The 18,738-nt window shown below is 45.0% G+C and carries 17 protein-coding genes and 1 pseudogene; all 18 read right to left on the reverse strand.

Features of this window, described 5'->3' with window-relative positions; translation table 11 throughout:
* Positions 1-1,055 (reverse strand): annotated as a pseudogene (locus K245_RS0103415) (hypothetical protein); the annotation flags it as partial.
* A gap of 16 nt (positions 1,056-1,071) precedes the next feature.
* The gene (locus K245_RS22905) at positions 1,072-1,827 is read right to left on the reverse strand and encodes a FliA/WhiG family RNA polymerase sigma factor (protein WP_051283855.1); all 756 of its coding nucleotides are present in this window, start codon (positions 1,825-1,827) and stop codon (positions 1,072-1,074) included.
* Between the two features lie 261 nt (positions 1,828-2,088).
* Complete coding sequence (locus tag K245_RS0103425) at positions 2,089-2,979, reverse strand: MinD/ParA family protein (RefSeq protein WP_035276406.1); 891 nt, start codon at positions 2,977-2,979, stop codon at positions 2,089-2,091.
* Between the two features lie 80 nt (positions 2,980-3,059).
* Positions 3,060-4,259: a flagellar biosynthesis protein FlhF gene (gene flhF, locus K245_RS0103430; protein WP_027358180.1), complete on the reverse strand. Its 1,200-nt coding sequence runs from the start codon at positions 4,257-4,259 to the stop codon at positions 3,060-3,062.
* A gap of 180 nt (positions 4,260-4,439) precedes the next feature.
* Complete coding sequence (flhA, locus tag K245_RS0103435) at positions 4,440-6,527, reverse strand: flagellar biosynthesis protein FlhA (RefSeq protein WP_027358181.1); 2,088 nt, start codon at positions 6,525-6,527, stop codon at positions 4,440-4,442.
* A gap of 153 nt (positions 6,528-6,680) precedes the next feature.
* Positions 6,681-7,751, reverse strand: a complete 1,071-nt coding sequence (gene flhB, locus K245_RS0103440; RefSeq protein WP_027358182.1) for a flagellar biosynthesis protein FlhB — start codon at positions 7,749-7,751, stop codon at positions 6,681-6,683.
* Positions 7,751-8,536 (reverse strand): flagellar biosynthetic protein FliR, encoded by a 786-nt coding sequence (gene fliR / locus K245_RS22910; RefSeq protein WP_051283835.1) that lies wholly within the window; start codon positions 8,534-8,536, stop codon positions 7,751-7,753. The genes flhB and fliR overlap by 1 nt, the downstream gene beginning before the upstream one ends.
* A gap of 12 nt (positions 8,537-8,548) precedes the next feature.
* On the reverse strand, positions 8,549-8,818 hold the full coding sequence (fliQ, locus tag K245_RS0103450; protein ID WP_027358183.1) for a flagellar biosynthesis protein FliQ: 270 nt from the start codon (positions 8,816-8,818) through the stop codon (positions 8,549-8,551).
* Positions 8,815-9,618 carry a flagellar type III secretion system pore protein FliP gene (gene fliP, locus K245_RS22915; protein WP_232223791.1) on the reverse strand — a complete coding sequence of 268 codons (804 nt, stop codon included), beginning with the start codon at positions 9,616-9,618 and terminating at the stop codon, positions 8,815-8,817. The genes fliQ and fliP overlap by 4 nt, the downstream gene beginning before the upstream one ends.
* Before the next feature lie 226 nt (positions 9,619-9,844).
* Positions 9,845-10,195, reverse strand: a complete 351-nt coding sequence (fliO, locus tag K245_RS22920) for a flagellar biosynthetic protein FliO (protein ID WP_035276407.1) — start codon at positions 10,193-10,195, stop codon at positions 9,845-9,847.
* An 8-nt stretch (positions 10,196-10,203) separates the two neighbouring features.
* A complete protein-coding gene (gene fliN, locus K245_RS0103465; RefSeq protein ID WP_027358184.1) occupies positions 10,204-10,524 on the reverse strand; it encodes a flagellar motor switch protein FliN in 321 nt (106 codons plus the stop codon).
* 9 nt (positions 10,525-10,533) lie between these two features.
* Positions 10,534-11,511 (reverse strand): flagellar motor switch protein FliM, encoded by a 978-nt coding sequence (gene fliM, locus K245_RS0103470; protein ID WP_027358185.1) that lies wholly within the window; start codon positions 11,509-11,511, stop codon positions 10,534-10,536.
* 12 nt (positions 11,512-11,523) lie between these two features.
* Positions 11,524-12,195: a flagellar basal body-associated FliL family protein gene (locus K245_RS0103475; RefSeq protein WP_027358186.1), complete on the reverse strand. Its 672-nt coding sequence runs from the start codon at positions 12,193-12,195 to the stop codon at positions 11,524-11,526.
* Positions 12,192-12,878, reverse strand: coding sequence for an OmpA/MotB family protein (locus tag K245_RS0103480; protein ID WP_027358187.1), 687 nt, complete (start codon positions 12,876-12,878; stop codon positions 12,192-12,194). The genes K245_RS0103475 and K245_RS0103480 overlap by 4 nt, the downstream gene beginning before the upstream one ends.
* A 2-nt stretch (positions 12,879-12,880) precedes the next feature.
* Positions 12,881-13,597 carry an OmpA family protein gene (locus K245_RS0103485; protein WP_027358188.1) on the reverse strand — a complete coding sequence of 239 codons (717 nt, stop codon included), beginning with the start codon at positions 13,595-13,597 and terminating at the stop codon, positions 12,881-12,883.
* A 15-nt stretch (positions 13,598-13,612) separates the two neighbouring features.
* A complete protein-coding gene (locus K245_RS0103490; protein ID WP_035276408.1) occupies positions 13,613-14,398 on the reverse strand; it encodes a motility protein A in 786 nt (261 codons plus the stop codon).
* A 411-nt stretch (positions 14,399-14,809) separates the two neighbouring features.
* On the reverse strand, positions 14,810-17,545 hold the full coding sequence (locus K245_RS0103500) for a flagellar hook-basal body complex protein (protein ID WP_027358190.1): 2,736 nt from the start codon (positions 17,543-17,545) through the stop codon (positions 14,810-14,812).
* Positions 17,546-17,601: 56 nt separating this feature from the next.
* Positions 17,602-18,729, reverse strand: a complete 1,128-nt coding sequence (locus K245_RS0103505; RefSeq protein WP_027358191.1) for a FlgD immunoglobulin-like domain containing protein — start codon at positions 18,727-18,729, stop codon at positions 17,602-17,604.
* Between the last annotated feature and the right edge of the window lie 9 nt (positions 18,730-18,738).

The following is an 18,738-nucleotide window of genomic DNA, read 5'->3' on the forward strand; positions in this document are numbered from 1 at the left end:
AAAAGAGCCTCTATTTCATCCTGCGATACAAATTCAGGCTCCGGCTTTTCTTCTTTTTCCTTTTTGCCGTCATATCCCGAGAGCAGGGACTCAATTTCATTCTGAGAAATTGATTGTGTGTCAGGCTCATCAGCTGAAACAACAGGTTTGCTTGAAAAAAGGCTGTCAATATCGTCCTGGGATACAGTTTCAAAAGTTGCAGGTTCCGCAGGTTTTGGAGGCTCCGGCTTTATTGCAGCGCCGAGAAGGGCATCAATATCATCCTGGGAAACGGTTGAAGACTCTGCTTTCTCCTGAACAGGCGCAGCAATTGGCTCTGGAACAGGTTCTGATATTGACCCCAAAAGACTGTCGATGTCGTCCTGGGAGATGGCTTTTGCAAGATCCTCTTTAGCTGGTTTTTTAGGTTCCGGCTTTGCAGTGCTTCCAAATAAAGAGTCTATGTCGTCCTGGGAAACAGTTGCCGATTCAATTTTTTCCGGCTTTTCAGGTTTTTCTGATACAGGCGCAGGAGTCTGTTGCGGAGCTTCCGGTTTCAGAGCAGCACCGAGAAGTGAGTCAATATCATCCTGGGAAACGGTCGAAGATTGAGGTTTTTCCTGAACAGGCTCAGCAATTGGCTCTGGAGGAGGTTCTGATATTGATCCCAAAAGGCTGTCAATGTCGTCCTGGGAGAAAACATCAAAATGACTTTCTGTCTGGGGTTTTGATTCAGCAGGTTTTTTATCGTCTGTTTTGAATACGGAAAGCAGACTGTCAATATCATCCTGATTAACTATGCTGCCAATGCCCGGGCTTTTTTCTTCTTTTGTTTCAGAAAGGTCTGTATCGATTGGTTTTATGCTGCTGAGAAGTGCATCTATATCGCCCTGGGAGACTGATTCGGCAATATCAGATGATTCTGGCCCGGTTTGCCCGGAGACAACAGGAGAACTCTGACCTTTTTCAGGATTTTTTTTACCTGATGAAGTCTCGGCCTTGTTTGTCTTTCCTGACAAAAGGGCATCAATATCATCCTGGGATATGGAGTCGAAATCCTGTTTGTCTTGGGCCATAATCAATCATCCCTGTTTATCTGTAGACCGAAAGGCGGGATCTGAGTTTGATGAGCGCTCCTGAATGTATCTGGCATATTCTTGATTCGGTCAGATCCATAACCCTTCCTATTTCCTTCAAGGTAAGTTCATCATAATAATAAAGGGAGATAACCACCTGTTCTTTTTTTGAAAGCAGACCTATTGCCTTTGCCACAGCCTTTTTCAGTTCTTCCTTTCCCATATTATCGGAAGGATCGTCTTCTCCCTGAAGATTATCCTGAAAAGTTCTTTTTGATTCCGTGTTTTCCTCGTTCCGTAAAAAAGTATCAAGGCTCAGTATGGATGCCGCATGAATCTCAAAAAGCATTTCATGATACTCTTCAATGGATATGTGCATTTCAGCAGCGATATCTTCGTCATCGGCAGGCTTTGCCTCCCTTGACTCAAAGGCGAATACCGCCTTTTCTATGTCGTGAATCCTTTTGCGCATCGATCTGGAATACCAGTCCATGCTTCGGAGTTCATCGAGTATTGCGCCCTTTATTCTGTACTGGGCATATGTCTTGAGACTGACATCTTTTTTTGGATTGAACTTGTCCACCGCATCTATTAGGCCAAGGCATCCTGCGCTTATAAGCTCGTTAAGATTAACTGAAGACGGCAGCCTTAAGGAAATTCTGTGTGCTATCTGTCTCACGAAAAACGCATATTTTACAATCTGAGCCTCCCTTTCCTCGGGTGAAAAAAAGCCTGATCCATGGCTTTCATAGGGATAAAAAAATGTATTCATGCTCATATGCAGATGAACCTTATTTATAAGCCTGGTTCATTTATCATGATACCGGCTTTCCTGAAGAGGTCTTTGGAGTGGTTTATATGCATTCATTCCAAAAAGAATAACCCTTGAACCATCCTTTTTTCTACAGGAATACCGAATTTCAGGAAAGCTTTTCTTATCAAGTGCTTAAAAAACTGATCATGCAATAGTCTGTCTATTAAAATAAAATAATGCCTGGATTTAGTATTTTAAATAAAAATAAATAATTATGGCTTAATTGCCCATATTGACGAATCTTTTTACAAAGAATTTTATATTACCGCCTGATTCGGATGTGCGCGGAGACATCATTATCATTCTTGCCAGTTTTTTTATGCTCTGGCTTGAGGCTGCTCCGGGATTGTCAACAATTACCGGAACCCTTTTAATTACGGATCTTTGAAGTGTTTCATCCTGTGGTATGAATCCCATGTATTCAATGACCACATTGCTAAGGAATTTCTGGGCAGCGTTGCTCAGGTTAAGATAAACGGCCTTTGCCTCTGAAGACTCCCTGACCATGTTTATGAGCAGCTTGAACCTTCTAATTCCGTGTTGGGTGTTCATGACCTTCATCATCGCGTAGGCGTCGGTTATGGAAGTTGGTTCCCTTGTTGCTATTATCATGCAGTCATCAGCCGCAGCATTGAAATAAAGGACATTTGGAGAGATTCCTGCGCCCGTGTCCACAAGAACTATATCAAAAGAGCCTTCGAGTGTACCAAGCTCCACAAGAAGATTCATTTTCTGACCCTGGGTAAGATGGGTCAGCTCGGTTACTCCTGAACCTGCCGGAAGAATTTTTATTCCTGTCGCTGTGGTGAGGAGAACTTCCGAAATGTTTTTTTCTCCGTCGATTACGTGGCCGATATGATACTCGGGATGCACCCCGAAAATTATATCAACATTTGAAAGTCCAAGGTCAGCGTCAATTATCAGGACTCTCTGCCCCATGGATCTGAATGCTTCCGCAAGGCTTGCGACTATATTTGTTTTACCAACTCCGCCTTTGCCACTGGTGACTGATAGGACTATGGTGTTTTTTGAATTTCCTGCCAGAGCAAATCCGGTTTCGGTTGTTTTCTGATCCATCAGTTTTCTTAGGCTGCTTGCCTGGTCAACCATTTGTGACTCCAGTCATTAAATTTAGGCGATATTCATAAAATTTGGATCAGGTAGAGCTTATCCTTAATCCGTTTTTCACCTTACGATGAAATTCTGCGGCTCTCAAATACAAATCCCATTATTTTTTTACGTGTGGCAGCCACAAGGTCGTCGGGAACTTTCTGGCCGTTGGTCATGAAAGCAACCGGCATGCGCATGTCCAGTATCTGGTCAAGGATGACACCTGGCCTGCATGTCTCGTCGAGCTTGGTAAAAACATAGGCTGAAGGATTCAATGCAGAGTATCTCTTTGAAGCTTCGAGCATGTCCTCTTTGGATGTGGTCGCGCTTAAGACAAGAAGGCTTGAAATATCGGCGTCTTTTTGAATCAGATCCGAGATCTCATTCATCTTCTGGGTGTCAAAATGACTATAACCTGCCGTGTCTATGAGAATGACATCCTTGCCTTCCATCTTGCTCATGGCAATGGCAAGATCTTCCCTTGAAAATGCGGCCATGCACTGGATTCCCATTATGGACGTATATGTTTTGATCTGTTCTATGGCCCCGATTCTGTAACCGTCAATCGAGATTACACCTACTTTGAGCTTTCTGACAATACTCAGTTCAGCCGCAAGTTTGGCTATGGTCGTTGTCTTTCCTGATCCAGTCGGGCCTATCAGCGCAAAAGCCTTGTTCTTTTTTGTATTGCCGCTGTTTATTTCTGTAAAAGGATCGGTTACTTCAAGGGTTCCGAGAAGAACATCTATCAGTTTTCTGTTAAAATCCGAAGCTGAAAATTCCTTTCCTTCCATGGCCTCATACGCAATGCTCATGAAACGTCTGGCTCTTCTCTCTGTCAGCCCGGTTCCTGCAAGTCTGTTAAATAAAGCCATACATTCAGGCAGGCGTCTTACTTCATCAGGAATTCCGTCCGAGAACGACAGCGTTTTAATCATGTCTTTGAGGGCATCAAGCTCAGCCTGGATTGTCGCAAGGGCAGAGTCCGGTTTTTCTTCATGACTTTGGCCGCTAAGCTGAGCCGGGTTGAACAGGTTCTGTACCGGTTGATTCTGAAGCCTTTCAGTTTTTTTTATGAGCGAGGCTCCCTGCTTTGAATTCTGTGAGGCAGGGCCTGATGACTGGGTTGCTATGACCTCGAACATGTCCTTGCCATATGGATCCCTGGTTTTTTTCGGCAGTCTTCTTGTGTTCAGAATGACAGCATCTGGTCCGATGCTTTCCTTTACCATGCTTATGGCTGCCTGTATGCTTTCTGCTGTAAATGTTCGGGATGCCATATTTTTTTCTCCAAGGTCTTAACGGTTTTTTAAAACTCAGCGTCCGGAGGTCTGTTATTTCGCTTCTCATTCAAGATGACACCAAGGCGGCAAGGAGGAAGCCCCGGAGGCCTACGTTGTTTGTACGCCGAGGAGCTGACGACGATGCCAACGCAGGTGCCGCTTGAATACGGATGTAAATTATATTTCTATTTTGGCCACAGCCCTGAGACTTATGCTCGGCATTATCTCGGCATGTGACGTTACAATTACTGCAGGCAAGAAGTGTTCCACCATTCTTCTGAGATGGCGTCTTACTCCCGGAGGAGTCAGGACAATTGGCTGTACATTCATGTCCATGGCCTTTTCAGTGGCCGTCTTGGTGGCAAGAATTATTTTTTCAGCAACATTAGGATCTATGGACATATATGTTCCATGATCAGTATGCTGGAGACTCTTCGTCAAAATATCCTCGACCTTTCTGTCCATGGTAATGACAGAAATTACCCCATCCGGCTGAACATATGGTGCAAGTATGGATCTGGACATTTTCTGGCGCACATATTCTGTTAGAAGATCAGGGTCTTTTGTCATTGTCGCATAATCTGCAAGGGTCTCAACTATTGTCAGCATGTCGCGTATTGATATGCGCTCACTGAGCAGATTCTGGAGAACTTTCTGAACCATGCCTATACTCATGAGGTTAGGAACAAGCTCTTCCACAGCTTTTGGACTCGATTTGGCAACATTTTCAATGAGATGCTGAACTTCCTGACGTCCGAGAAGATCAGAAGCATTGGATTTTATTATTTCCGTAAGATGAGTGGCCACAACGGTTGAGTTGTCCACAACCGTATATCCGGCAAATCTTGCCTCTTCTTCCCTTTCAGGCGGTATCCAGATGGCAGGGAGATTGAAAGCAGGTTCTCTTGTCGGTATTCCGTCAATCGGTCTCGCAACGTCTCCAGGGTCCATTGCCAGAAGGTGATTCACCATTAACTCTGATTTTGCCATTTCCACGCCTTTGATAATAAAGCGGTATTCTGACGGCCTCAGCTTGAGATTGTCCCTGATGTGAATTGGTGGAACAACCATGCCCAGGTCTGATGCGAACTGGCGCCTTATGGACTTTATCCTGGCGAGAAGACTTCCGTCCTGGGACTTGTCAACAAGCGGAATTATTCCGTAACCAACTTCAAGCTCCATGACATCCATTGAAAGAAGATGATCCACCTCTTCCGGGCCTGATGGTTCAGCTGCTTCTTCCTTATGGCCGGGCGCTCCTGGAAGAAGTGCTTTTTCTTCGGCTTTATCCTTGGAAAAATAATAAACGCTTCCGGACAGAGCAGCCGCAAGAAACATGAATGGAATGGCAGGGAGCCCGGGAACAAGTCCCAGGAAGAAAACTATTACTGAACCCATATAAATGGGAGCAGGGCGCTTGAAAATATGGTTTGAAAATTCCTTGCCCATTCTTTCTCCGCTTCCTGCCCTTGAAACAAGAACACCTGAGGCTGTGGAGATTATCAGGGCAGGGATCTGGCTGACAAGACCGTCGCCAACTGAAAGAAGGGTATAGTTTGACGCTGCTGTCGCCATGTCAAGCCCGTTTGAAACCCCTATTATGATTCCGCCGATTACATTTATCAGGGTAATTATTATGCCCGCGACAGCGTCCCCTCTTACAAACTTGCTGGCACCATCCATTGCTCCGTGGAATTCCGACTCATTGGCAACTTCTTTTCGTCTCGCTCTTGCTTCGTTTTCATCAATCATTCCTGCATTAAGGTCTGCGTCTATGGCCATCTGTTTTCCTGGCATGGCGTCGAGTGTGAAGCGTGCCGCAACTTCAGCAATACGGCCTGCGCCTTTGGTGATAACCATGAAATTGATGATGACCAGAATAACGAATATTATGAGACCTACGGTATAATTACCGCCAACTACGAATGCACCGAATGATTTGATTATGTCTCCGGCCGCATCCGGGCCTTCATTCCCGTGGAGAAGAATAAGTCTTGTGGATGCCACGTTCAGCGAAAGCCTGAAAAGGGTCAGGAAAAGCAGCATTGTAGGAAATATGGCAAAATCCAGTGGCTTTTCAGTATACATGGTCGTGATAAGAACGATGACCGAAAGAGTAATGCTGAGGGCCAGAAGAAAGTCGAGAATAAGGGTGGGTACAGGTAAAATCATCGCGAGGAGAATTGCTATTACGGCCGCGACCATCCCTATATCCGAGGACTCGTTCATGATTGCTTTTATAACGCCTGTGTTTTCAGCAGCCATCTTATTCACCTTTTATGTCATAATCTTGACTGTCTGTGCCAATAGTATGACGCTTTATGGATGTTTCAATAACCAAAATTATTCTTAATAAGAAGGGCAAGCTTTAGCGGCATAAATTATAATTATTGGAGTGCCGTCGTTATACAGAAGAAATCAGAACATTTTCTTGCCCTTAAGTTTGTATACATAGGCGAGGATTTCAGCAACGGTCTGGTAAAGATCCGGAGGAACCTCATCACCTATTTCTGCTAACTTATACAAATTTCGGGCCAAAGGTGGATTTTCCACGACAGGAACACCGGCTTCTGCGGCAATTTCCCTTATTTTCAGGGCAATTGCGCCTGCTCCTTTTGCAATTACCTTGGGCGCTGTCATGTTCATGGTGTCATACTGGAGTGCTACTGCAAAGTGGGTCGGGTTTGTTACTACAACATCGGCTTTAGGAACTTCATGCATCATTCTCTGGCGCGCGGCCTGCATCTGGATGCTTCTTATCCTGGATTTTATCTGGGGATCACCTTCTGTCTGCTTGTATTCGTCTTTTATTTCCTGCTTGGACATTTTCAGCTGCTGTTCATGGCTCCATTTCTGGAAACCGAAGTCTATAGCCGCAAGCACGAACATGGCAACAAGAACCCAGAAGAACATCCTGAAACAGTCATTTAGTATGAATATAACGATCTGTTCTATGGTGTTGTCGTAAAGCATGAATAGCTGTCCAATGCTTCCCTTTACCGAAGAATAAGCAACAGACGCGATTATGATTATCTTGAAGATGCTCTTTACAAGTTCCATGGCGGATTTTTTCGAAAAAATGCGGCCAAAGCCTTTCATTGGGTCGAGTTTGTCAGGTTTTGCCTCAATGGCCTGCCATGAGACCGTAAAACCAACCTGGATAAAGTTCGAAAAAAGGGCTGCAATAAAGGCTGCAAGTAAAACAGGTGCAATTGTTATGAAAAAGACAAAAGTGAAATGATAGGACTGCCTCACAAGTTCATGTATGTCCATCAGGGGGATTCTGTCAAAGGAAAGGCTGCGCCGGATAAGATCGTGCATCTTTCCGTATACAAAGCCTATGAGAAAATAAAGTGTGACAATCGAAGCAAGTAGCACGATTACAGAGGGAATTTCAACGCTTCGGGCGACCTGGCCTTCTTCTCTGGCTTTTTCCCGTTTTCGGGGGGTGGCCTCTTCGGTTCTTTCTTGTCCGCTTTCTTCAGGCATCAGCCCCCTCCCATAAGAGCCATAAAGCTCCTCAGAAGCAGATTAAGTCCTGAAACAAAAGATCTGCAGGCGATAAGGAAGGTGGTCAATGCTAATCCGCACATGAACAGTCCGCCTATTATTTTGACTGGGAATGCTACTGTCAGGATATTCATCTGCGGGGCGAATTTGGTCATTATGCCGAATGCAGCGTCAATAAGAATCATTGTCGCCATTATTGGAGCCGCCATTTTGATTCCAAGGACGAACATGCCGGCGGGCATTTCGATCAGTTTTTTAGCCAGATCCGGGCCATAAGTCAAAACACCGGGTTTGAGAAGTGTGAAACTGTCAACCACGGCAGAAAGGATTATATGGTGGCCTCCGATTTCAATAAAAATTACAAGAACAACCCAGTAGAACAGCTGATCAAGTACAGAGACCTGGCTTCCTGACTGGGGATCTATTACGTTGATCATTGAAAAACCGAGCTGGAAGCCCGCGATCTGTCCAGCCATCTGTACTGCCGCGACAAAAACCCTCACACTGAAGCTGAGAATAAAGCCCACCATGAATTCTATGACTCCCATCATGGCAACGCCTGATGCGGAATCAGGCCAAGCAGACGCATCAACTTTAACGACTGGAAAAAGAAAAATGGTAAGGGCAAAGGAAAGCCCTGCCTTTACAAATGCAGGGAATGAAGGGCTTCCGAAAAATGGGAACAGAAAAAGAATCGTGCTTATTCTGGTGAGAATAAGGAAAAAAGTTTTGTATTCTTCATGGGTAAAGGCGAAAAGTTCCATATTTTGGAAATTCTATCTGATATACATCGGAATGTTAGTGATAATTTTTTCTATGAAAGTCACCAGTTTTTCAAGCATCCACGGCGCAAAAAACAGAAGTCCCATAAAAACAGCGAGTATTTTTGGCACGAAGCTGAGTGTCATTTCCTGAATGGATGTGACAGCCTGGAAAATACTGATGGCAAGCCCTACGATAAGCCCCAGCCCAAGCATTGGCATGGACACAAGTATCGTAAGCATTATCGCTTCCTTGGCAAATCCCACAACAAATTCCGGCGTCATAGGTTCACCACAAAGCTTTTTATGAGAGAGCCCGCAAGAATATTCCATCCGTCAGCAAGTACAAACAGAATGAGTTTGAAGGGTAGGGAGATCATTACCGGAGGAAGCATCATCATACCCATGGCAAGAAGGACGCTGGCCACAACCATATCAATAATAAGAAACGGCACATAAAGGATGAATCCTATAATGAATGCCGTCTTTAGTTCGCTTATCACAAAGGCAGGGATGAGGGTCGTAAGTGAAACATCATCCTTTGTCTGGGGCCTTTCAAATTTGCCGAGTTTTATGAAAAGCGCCAGATCCTTTTCCCTGGTGTTTGCGAGCATGAATTTTTTCATTGGTTTTTCAGCATTAACAAGTGCTTCCTTATAAGTTATCTTGCTGTCAAGATAAGGAGTCAGGGCGTTTTTATATACATCGTCCCATACAGGTTTCATTATAAAGAAGGTCATGAACATGGCAAGCCCGATCAGCACCTGGTTCGGCGGAGAGGATTGGGTTCCTATTGCCTGTCTGAGGAAATGCAGCGCCACAGCCACTCTTGTGAACGATGTCATGAGAATGACTATGGATGGGGCTAAGGACAGAATTGTGAGAAGGGCGATTATCTCAAGTGCAACAGCCACCTGGTCGGTGTTCTGGGCCTTTTCCACTCCGATTTTTATTGAAGGGATCGGCATTATGGGAATGTCTGCCCCAAAGCAGGGGAGGGCAATGGCAAAAATAAAAAACAGCGCCATTACGGCAGCTATAATGCTTTTATTATTGACGGATATTTTTTTTATAAATTCAGGCATATTTTATTCCTGTAGACAAATTCCAACTATACAGCGCATGGTCTCAAATTGAGGTTTTCAAAATAACTCCTTCTCCACCGCTCCGGGGGAGAAGGTTGGGATGAGGGGGCTGAAATCATTCAGTTTAGCCCTCACCCTGACCTGTAATTCCGCCGATTAACGATTTGTTATGTAGGTCGGGTTAGAGCGCTCTTTGCTCGTAACCCGACATAAAGCTGCCGCCGCTTTATTTTTCAGATTCCATTCTCACCTCAAGCTCTTTTCTGAATGCCTGATCATCTGCTTCAGAATGCTTTTCCTGAGTTTCAAAGACTTCAATTTTCTCTATTCTTCCAGGAGTGACTCCAAGAAGAATTTTTTTGCCGAAGACCTCCACGATCACAAGCTTTTCCCTCGGAGAAAAGTGTCTTGCCCCGATTATTTTTATTTCTTCCTGACGGCCTGGAAGGGAGGTGAATCTTTTTGCAACGAAAAGAATGGCTGCAAGGATTCCGATAATAATAACAAGTGCTCCGCCTGTCTTGAAGACAAGAGGCCATATTTCAGGAATTATATTGGGGCTTATTGAAGGATCCATTTCAGAACCTATGACGTTTTAGTGGCTGCAAGGCTTCTGACCCTTTCAAGCGGACTTATTATGTCCGTCAGACGTACCCCGAATTTTTCGTTTACAACTACGACTTCGCCCTTTGCAACGAGCTTGCCGTTTATGTAAACTTCAAGCGGCTCACCTGCCAGCTTGTTAAGTTCTATGATGGAACCCTGCCCGAGTTGCAGCAGATCGTTTATGAGCATCCTGCTTCTGCCCAATTCCACCGATAATTCCAGAGGAATATCAAGTATAAAGGCAAGTTCCTTGTCAAGATGCCCTATTTCTGCCCTGGTTTCGTTGGCGTCATCACTCATATAAAGACCTCATTTAAGTAAAAGCTTTTCATCAACCCGAAATGCCTGGAATCCTCTCTGAACTCCTGCGAATCCGGTTATCTTGTCAAACCCTTCGATTTTTGCGGTGATGGGGTCTGCCGCATCCTGATCAAGCTGGATTATATCTCCCGGCTTAAGCGACAGAAGCTTTTCACCTGTTATTTCTGTGGAGCCAAGCATGACCTGTAGGTCAACATGGGACTCCAGAATGATTTCCTTCATTCTTTTTACCCAGGTCAGGTCAATATCTTCTGTCTCTGCCTGGAATCCTGCTGTGAGCTTGTTTCTGAGCGGTTCTATCATTGCGTAAGGCATACAAAGAATCAGCATGCCCGCAGCCTGCTCAAGCTCCACCTCGAATTTTGCGACTATTACAAGGTCTGTTGGCAGAACTATTGTTGCGAACTGGGGGTTTACTTCAGATCTTACAAGATGCGTTTTTACAGGTTCAACAGGAGCCCAGGCTGTTTCAAGATCCATGAGGCAGGATTGCACGACCTTCTTGATCATTTTTTCTTCGATCGGAGTAAATTCGCGGCCTTCGATTTTTGCCTTGCCCATTCCTTTTCCGCCGAAAAAAGTATCAATGAGATTGAATACAAGCTGGCTTTCAAGAACAAGCAGGGCGTGACCCCTTAAAGGCTCCATCCTGAAAACGTGCAGGCTTGTGGGAACAGGAAGTGATCGTCCGAAATCAGAAAATTTGATGGTGTCAAGATTCTCGCTGCTTATGTCAACTGTTGTATGAAGAATGGAGCTGAGGCTGGAGCGCATTTCCCTTGCAAAACGCTCGTTTATTACCTCAAAGGTGGGCATCCTGCCGCGGATGACCCTTTCCTGACTCATGAAGTCGTAGAGGGCTACCCCCGTAGTATCCTTGGGGACGTCTGTCTCAACCTCTACTTTTCCGGAGCTCAGACCGCTGAGTAAACTGTCAACTTCATCCTGGGTTAAAATATCGCCCATAATCAGACCTGCCTACTGTATTGTGAATTCAGTGAAAAAAATATTTTTAGGCCTGGTTTTTCCATCAGTTACCTTTTCCGATATCCTTGAAATTTCGAGCTTCAGCTTCAGCTTTTCACTGAAATTGAGAAGTTCGTCTTTGTTTTTGGTTGCTATTATCTGTCCCAGTTGCTTAAGGGTTTCAGGCGCATATTCCTCAAAAGCCTTTTTTTCTTCCGCATTTTTAAATTCGAGCGCAAGGCGGATAATGAGAAATTTCTGGCCTTCCTTGGGCTGTTCTTCTTGTTCCTTTGCCTTCTTAAGCGTCATTTTTTTGGCTTTCCCATCGTCTTCCTTTACAGGAGGGGACAGAGGAAGCGTAAGTCGATCCGTGAAAAATATTGCAGGGAAAAAGGTTTTCTCATCCGGCTTTTTAGGTTCTCCTTCGCCTTTTTTTTCTTCTTTTTCAGGCTTTTCCTCTTTGCCCTTTTTTTCTTCCTTTGCGCTTTCAGGGGCTTTTTTGTCCTGCCCTTTGCCTTTAAAGAAGAAATATACGGCTGTTAAAATTATTATAAGCACTAAAGCAATAACCGCGCCAATAATCAGCCATTTTTTTAGGGGCTTTTTGCCTTCTGCAGAAGCTTCTGTTTTTTCGTGTCCTGCTTTATGTTCCGGTTTACTTTCTGGTTTATGATCTGAACTCATTTGGGTTTCCTCAGTATGAATTCTATTCTTCGGTTTCTTGTCCTGTTTTTATCAGAATCGTTTGAAAATGCTGGTCTTGAGTCTCCGTATCCGCCTGCTGCAATTCTTGACGCAGGGACATCAACTCTCTCATTCAGGTATTTTGCAACTGCGAGTGCCCTTTCGACAGAGAGTTCCATATTGCTGCCGTATTTGTCTGTCTTAACAGGAATGTCGTCTGTGTGCCCCATTATTATTATATCATTGTCAATATTCCTGAATAACACCCCGAGAGCGTCAAGCAGATGCCAACCTGATAACGGCACCCTTGCTTCTCCTGACTGGAAAAGAGCATCAGATGACAAAGATATGGATATTCCCCTTTCATCCTCTTCCGCGTTTATTTTTTTCAGTACTTCCTGATTTTCGAGTTCTTTTTTGAGCATTTCTTTTCCGAGGATTATTTTTTTCTTCTGGCCTACCACAGGAATATCACCTGAAGAGTCTTCTATATGTGCATGCTTGAAAAGCTGGGAGAAAACATCTCTTATGAACAGTTTGTCTATGGATCTGGTGCTGAAAATCATTACAAAAAAGGTAAGAAGCAGCATTACAAGGTCTGTGAACGTGACAAGCCATGCATTGGGATCAGGCCCTATGTTATTGATTTTTTTTGATTCTTCCTGGTATTCTTCTTCGTCCATGATCAGTCCAGAACCTTGAAGATAAAATCTTTGAATTTCAATGATTCATCTTCTTCTAAGCCGCTTCCGGCTTTAAAGGTTATTTCCATATAGTCCGGCGCTTTGCCTTCAATATCTGTTTTCGCGTCTTCGGGGGATCTTTTGCCTGTCCAGGAAAAAGAGCTTAATCTGTTTATGGGAATATTGCCTTTTTCAGAAAGATGAAGGGCTATTGTCATTGCCCTGAGTGCCGAGACTCTTGATTCTTTTGGGCTAAAGGCGGAAGGGTAGCCTGTTATTTCGGCAGAATATCCGCCTTTTCTGATCAGATCGGCTATTTTGTCCAGGGACTCGATGGAGCCCTGACGTATTTTGGTATCTGTTCCTTCAAAAAAGTAATCGGCAGGAACTACAAGTGCGGAATATTCATATTCCACCCTTATTTCCGCATATTTTGCAAGCTCCGAGTCTCCTGAAATTATGGGAGAGAAATCAACAGGCGCCTTTGCAATACGTTTCTGGTTTATAGGGGCTTCTGTTTTTCTTTCAGCCATGGACAGTCCGCCGAATGTTTTTTCAACAGAAGCCAGAAGGGATGTTTTTTTATTTTTTTCAGGACTTGATATGGCCACAGTGAAAATGAAAAATGCCAGCACAATAATAAACAGGGACAGGGCAATGGTGTTGGATCCTCCTGAAGGGAGCTGGTCTTCTTCTTCTCTTTGATCCTGATTGCTCATGGCTTTTTCATGGCTCTATTTGTTTTTTTTGCCAAAGGTTCTATCCTTGCCTGATACGAAGCTCAACATTTTCTGTTCCATTATGCGGGGATTTTCTCCATTAGCCAGGGATACCACTCCTTCAACAATCATTTCCTTGGTTCTTGCTTCTTCCTTGCTTTTAGTCCTGAGCTTTCCGGCCACAGGAAGAAAGACAAGATTGGAAAGAACAGCTCCGTAAAAGGTCGTGATCAGAGCCACAGCCATGGCCGGGCCTATGGATTCTGGGTTGTTCATGGATTTGAGCATCTGGACTAGTCCGATGAGTGTTCCTATCATCCCAAGTGCTGGTGCGTATGTTCCCATTGCCGTGAAAATTTCAGACCCTCCCTGGTGTCTTTCCCTTATGGATGAAATTTCCGAGTTCATTATGTTTCTTATGGAATGGGGCTCAAATCCATCCACCGTCAGTTGCAGCCCTTTTTTTATGAAAAGATCTGATACTGTTCTTAGATCCGAGTCTATGGAAAGGATTCCTTCCCTTCTTGCTTTTACTGAAAGAGCTATGAAATTAGTGATTACGACCCTGGGTTCAGTGTCCTTTTTAATGAAAAAAGCGTGTTTTAGAGTGGAAAAAGAAGCTATGACATCCTTTGAAGGATAATTTATCATGGTTGCTCCCACGGTTCCTCCAAGAACGATCAGAATTGAAGGGAGATCAAAAAATATTCCTATGCCTCCGCCAAATCCCATTGCTATGGCAATCAGCCCGAAGGCGGAAAGAAAACCTATTATTGTGGCTAAATCAAATCTAGTTTTCAAGATGATATCCCTGCCGAGAATGAAAAACTTTCTGAATCCGAGTTTTTTTTGTGCGCGGGGCCAAATTACTGACAGATGATATTGAGAAATTTCCGGAACAGCCCGGAAGAGTATTGATGGACTCGCAAAAAGTCAAAATAAGGAGTCTGCGTCATGCCGGACTTGATCCGGCATCCAGTATTTTCAGATTATTCTGGATTCCGGCCTGCACCGGAATGACGGTAATCAAACTATTTGCGGCCTTGTCAGTATTGAGTTCCCGCATATAAAATATGGATGCTGTTTTCAGTCTATAACATAACGGGAGAATCATGCCAACGGAATAGGTGTGGGGCAGGAAACCTTAGCCAATGAAAAAAATATCCGGTTTCCACAGGCGATTCAGCTTACGGGGAAACCGGATAAACGAGATTATCTCTTCATGTTGATAACTTCACCAAGAAGGGTATCAACTGTTGTTACTATTTTGGAGTTGGCCTGGAAGCCTCTCTGGGTAACGATCATTTTTACAAATTCCGTTGCCATGTCAACGTTGGACATTTCAAGGGAGTTTGGTGATAGCGCTCCGAGCCCGTTGGTGCCAGGTTTGTTTGTTATTGGGCTTCCGCTGTCCCTTGTTTCCCTGTAGAGATTGCCGCCTTCCTTGAAAAGACCCTGGTTGTTTAGAAATTTTGCAAGTGCAACCCTGTAAAGTGGAATTAGTTCGCCGTTTGAATATATACCGGTCATGACCCCGTCGCTTGCCACGTCAACGCCCTGAAGGTCTCCTGCTCCGTACCCGTTTGCATTCTGGAATGTTGTAGTGGACGATCTTGCATACTGGGTCGTGGACAGTGACTCATTAACAAAACGGCCTGTTCCGTCGTCCTTTGTCCCTATGTCAAATTCGATCAGGTTGTCTGTCGCCCCGGCCGCACCTCCAAGAAAATCAGTAAGGAATTCGTAATACCCGTTGTCGTTTGTTTTCTGGGCTTCCCATGCGGTGCTTCCTTCAAGATCGAATTTTATTGTGCTGTTTGTGGCTCCTCCGCCTGTTGTAAGAGGATCCTCGAAACGGAATTCAATATCATTGGTCCCGTCGTTGTTCATGTCTAGAAATACCTTGTCCCTGTCGCCTGAGATGGAGGCATTCGCGTATGCGTCAGGTGTATATACTGTGGTAGAAAAATTCATGGCAGCGGCGTCACCTGCTCCGCCTGTCCCGAGCGGAGGGTTGAAAGTATATACTATTGTTGAAACCCCGCCTGTCGCCGCATTGGTAAGAGTCAGGGTCATGGAGTTCTCATCGCCTGCTATGGTTGTTCCCGCGCCAGCGTATGCTGAACCTACGGCGCTTGGATCTGAAGCTGCTGCAAATGACCACGAACCAGCTCCTCCAGTTCCGTTGTACTGTAATCCGAAGGGACCTGCATTAACGAGAGCCTGGGGATTTGTCACAGCATATGTGAAATCTGTGGTCGCGATATTTGCCATTGATGAATGGGAAAGGGAATCAGGAACATATCCCATTGGCCTTACTTCCTTAAACGTACTTACATCGAATGACCCAACGTCCCCTGCGCCGGCGGTGCCAAGCGGTGTGGCAAAAGTATATGTCAGATTTGTCGTTCCACCTGTCGCGTTTGTCAGGGCAACAGTTACAGAATTGTTGTCGCCCGTAACCGTTGCAGCCGTGTATGGCGGCGGTATCGCAGGAGCCGCTATTGACCAGCTCGTTGCAGTGCCTGTTCCGTCATATTGCAGTGTGAATGGCGCTGTAGTATTAACGAGGGCGCTGGTGTCCGATACTGCGAAAGTGGTATTGGCCGCAGTCACTGATCCTGTGAAGTTGGCCATGGAGTGGATGTTGCCCCATGACCAGAATGGAGTCGTTCCGGCCGCATTCCACACTATGGTGTTGTTAGGTGCGTTGTCTGTTAGCACTTCAGGGTTGTGAATGAACAGTGTGGTGTTGTCATTGGCGGTGTCGCCAGTGTACAGGGTGTTGTTAACTCCCTGTACTTGCAGCCTGTTGGGATCATTAAGATTAAAGGTGACAGAGTCAAACGGCTGCACAGGCTCATCGAAGTTTATCGTAAGGTCGTTCACGCCTGCGACATCATTGTCAAAATTTATGCTTACGCTGTTGGCATCCCCGGTTAATACGGCATTGTCGTAAGGAGGATCAAGTCTGCCGAAAGCATTGTTGAATCTCCAGTTTGTACCGTCGAATTCAAGCCCTATGTCATAATAATCCTGATTAAAGACATCGTAGTTGTTTATTGTGAAATGTGTTTTTTCTTTAACAAGGGAACCGCCTGTCTGGATATTTCCTATAAGTCCTGTCATTCTTTCCATTGTAAGATTGGAAACAGTACCGCTGCTGTCACTGAAGGTTATCACACCCCTTGCAAGTATTCCTGCAGCGGTGGTGCCCTGCACAAGACTTCTCTGGTCTTCGGCAGGATTGCATGCAATCATGTATTCCCATTTTGCGCCGTCTTTCTTGTCATAGTATACGGTTACATCATGGGTGCTGCCCAGGGAGTCATATACCTTGACAACAGTCTGGTATTCGTAGTTGGACGATGTGATCTGGGTGTCTTCTGTCGCATCCCACACATTTGACATTACCGCAGTTTTGCTTGTCTTGTCAGCGTTTAGATTGGTCACCACCCTTATATGATCTGTTTCCTTCGGAGGAGAAGTAAAGGATTCAAGAAGAACGTCTGTCACCGCTCCAATATCTTCACCTGTATCTGAGTCGAGCTTCCATCCCTGTACAATATAGCCTTCAGGATTTACAAGATATCCTGCTTTGTCAAAATTGAAATTGCCTGCCCTTGTATAGTATTCCCTTTCCGTGCCTGACTGTCTGAGTACAAAAAAACCGTCGCCGCCGATGGAGAGGTCTGTGGTGTTTCCTGTTGATTCGAATGATCCCTGGTCAAAGGATGAGTCAACGCTTCCAAGCGCCATGCCTCGTCCAACCTGGGCGCTTCCTGACTGGGTTGAAACTGACTGGCTCAGGAGATCGGCAAAAGTGTACCTGTTGCCTTTAAAACCCACTGTATTGACGTTGGCCACGTTATCGCCAATGACCTGCATGGCGTTACCCATGTTGGTCATGCCGCTTGTTCCTGTGAATAATGAACTTGTAAGAGACATGAAACACCTCCCTGTTTATACTGAACTCACCTGCAAACCTATTTTTTACAGATAGTCTATGATTCTTTAATTTGTCTTACTGCTCCAGGATTCATAAGCACAGAACCCGAACCTGTTGAGACCTGAAGATACGGATATCCGTCCTCGTAGGTTACGCCTGTCACCTCGCCCGTAAGCACCGGATCTATGCTTGAATATCCTGTGGAATCCTTGACAAGGATCTTGAAATCGTAACTTCCGTTTGCGGCTGTGTTGCCGTCTGAATCCTTGACATCCCATCCGATTTCATGAACGCCGCTGCCGAGGCTTCCGAGATTTATTCTTCTTATTTCCTTGCCGCTTGGATCTTGGATGGAAACAAGAACTTCTGACTCACTGTTTTTAAGCGTGAAATATCCTTCTGTAGCCACTCCGCTCGAGACAAGCACCTCGCCTGTCTGTCCAGTAACTGTTTTTCCTATGTGGTTGACGTAATCGGATGTAGACGTGTTCGTGGTGGTATCGGAGGTTCCAACAGAACCTATTGTTGATGGATCCAAAAGGACGGTCTTTGTGCTTCCTGTCGGAACAACCTCCATATACTGCTTACCGTTTTTGTAGGTTACGCCTGTGACCTGTCCCTTTACAGAGGTGTCAAGCTTTGAGTAGCCGTTATCTCCAAGTACAAAGACATCATAGCTGTAATTGCCGTCAGCGACGATTTTATCGTCCGTGTCTTTTCCGTCCCAGCTAAAGCTGTTTGTTCCTGCATTCTGCTGGCCGAGATAAATTCTTTTAATCTCGGTTCCACTTGAGTCATAAACAGCTACGACGGCCTCGCCTGCCTGAGCCATGGAAAAATATCCTGTTGTTGCTTCTCCGTCACTCACGGACATTGTATTAAGGTTGCCGGTTATTGTTTTTCCTATATATCCAACATAGTCTTTGCTATCTGTGCCATTCATTGATTCCAGCATTTTCGTCAGCGTAGAATCCATATTCATGGTTTTTTCAAGCTGGGTGAACTGGGCAAGCTGGGCCGTAAAATCGGTTCCGTCCATTGGATTCAGGGGATCCTGGTTTTTAAGCTGGGCGATCAGCATGGTAAGGAAAGCCTCTTTTCCCAAGGGATCTTCATCGGTCTTTCTTGCCGTGTACTGGGATGAAATATTATTTATTGCACTGCTGCTTGATGTCGTTGTCATATTGGCCTC

The organism is Desulforegula conservatrix Mb1Pa (assembly GCF_000426225.1).
In the GTDB taxonomy this organism is placed as follows: Bacteria; Desulfobacterota; Desulfobacteria; order Desulfobacterales; family Desulforegulaceae; genus Desulforegula; species Desulforegula conservatrix.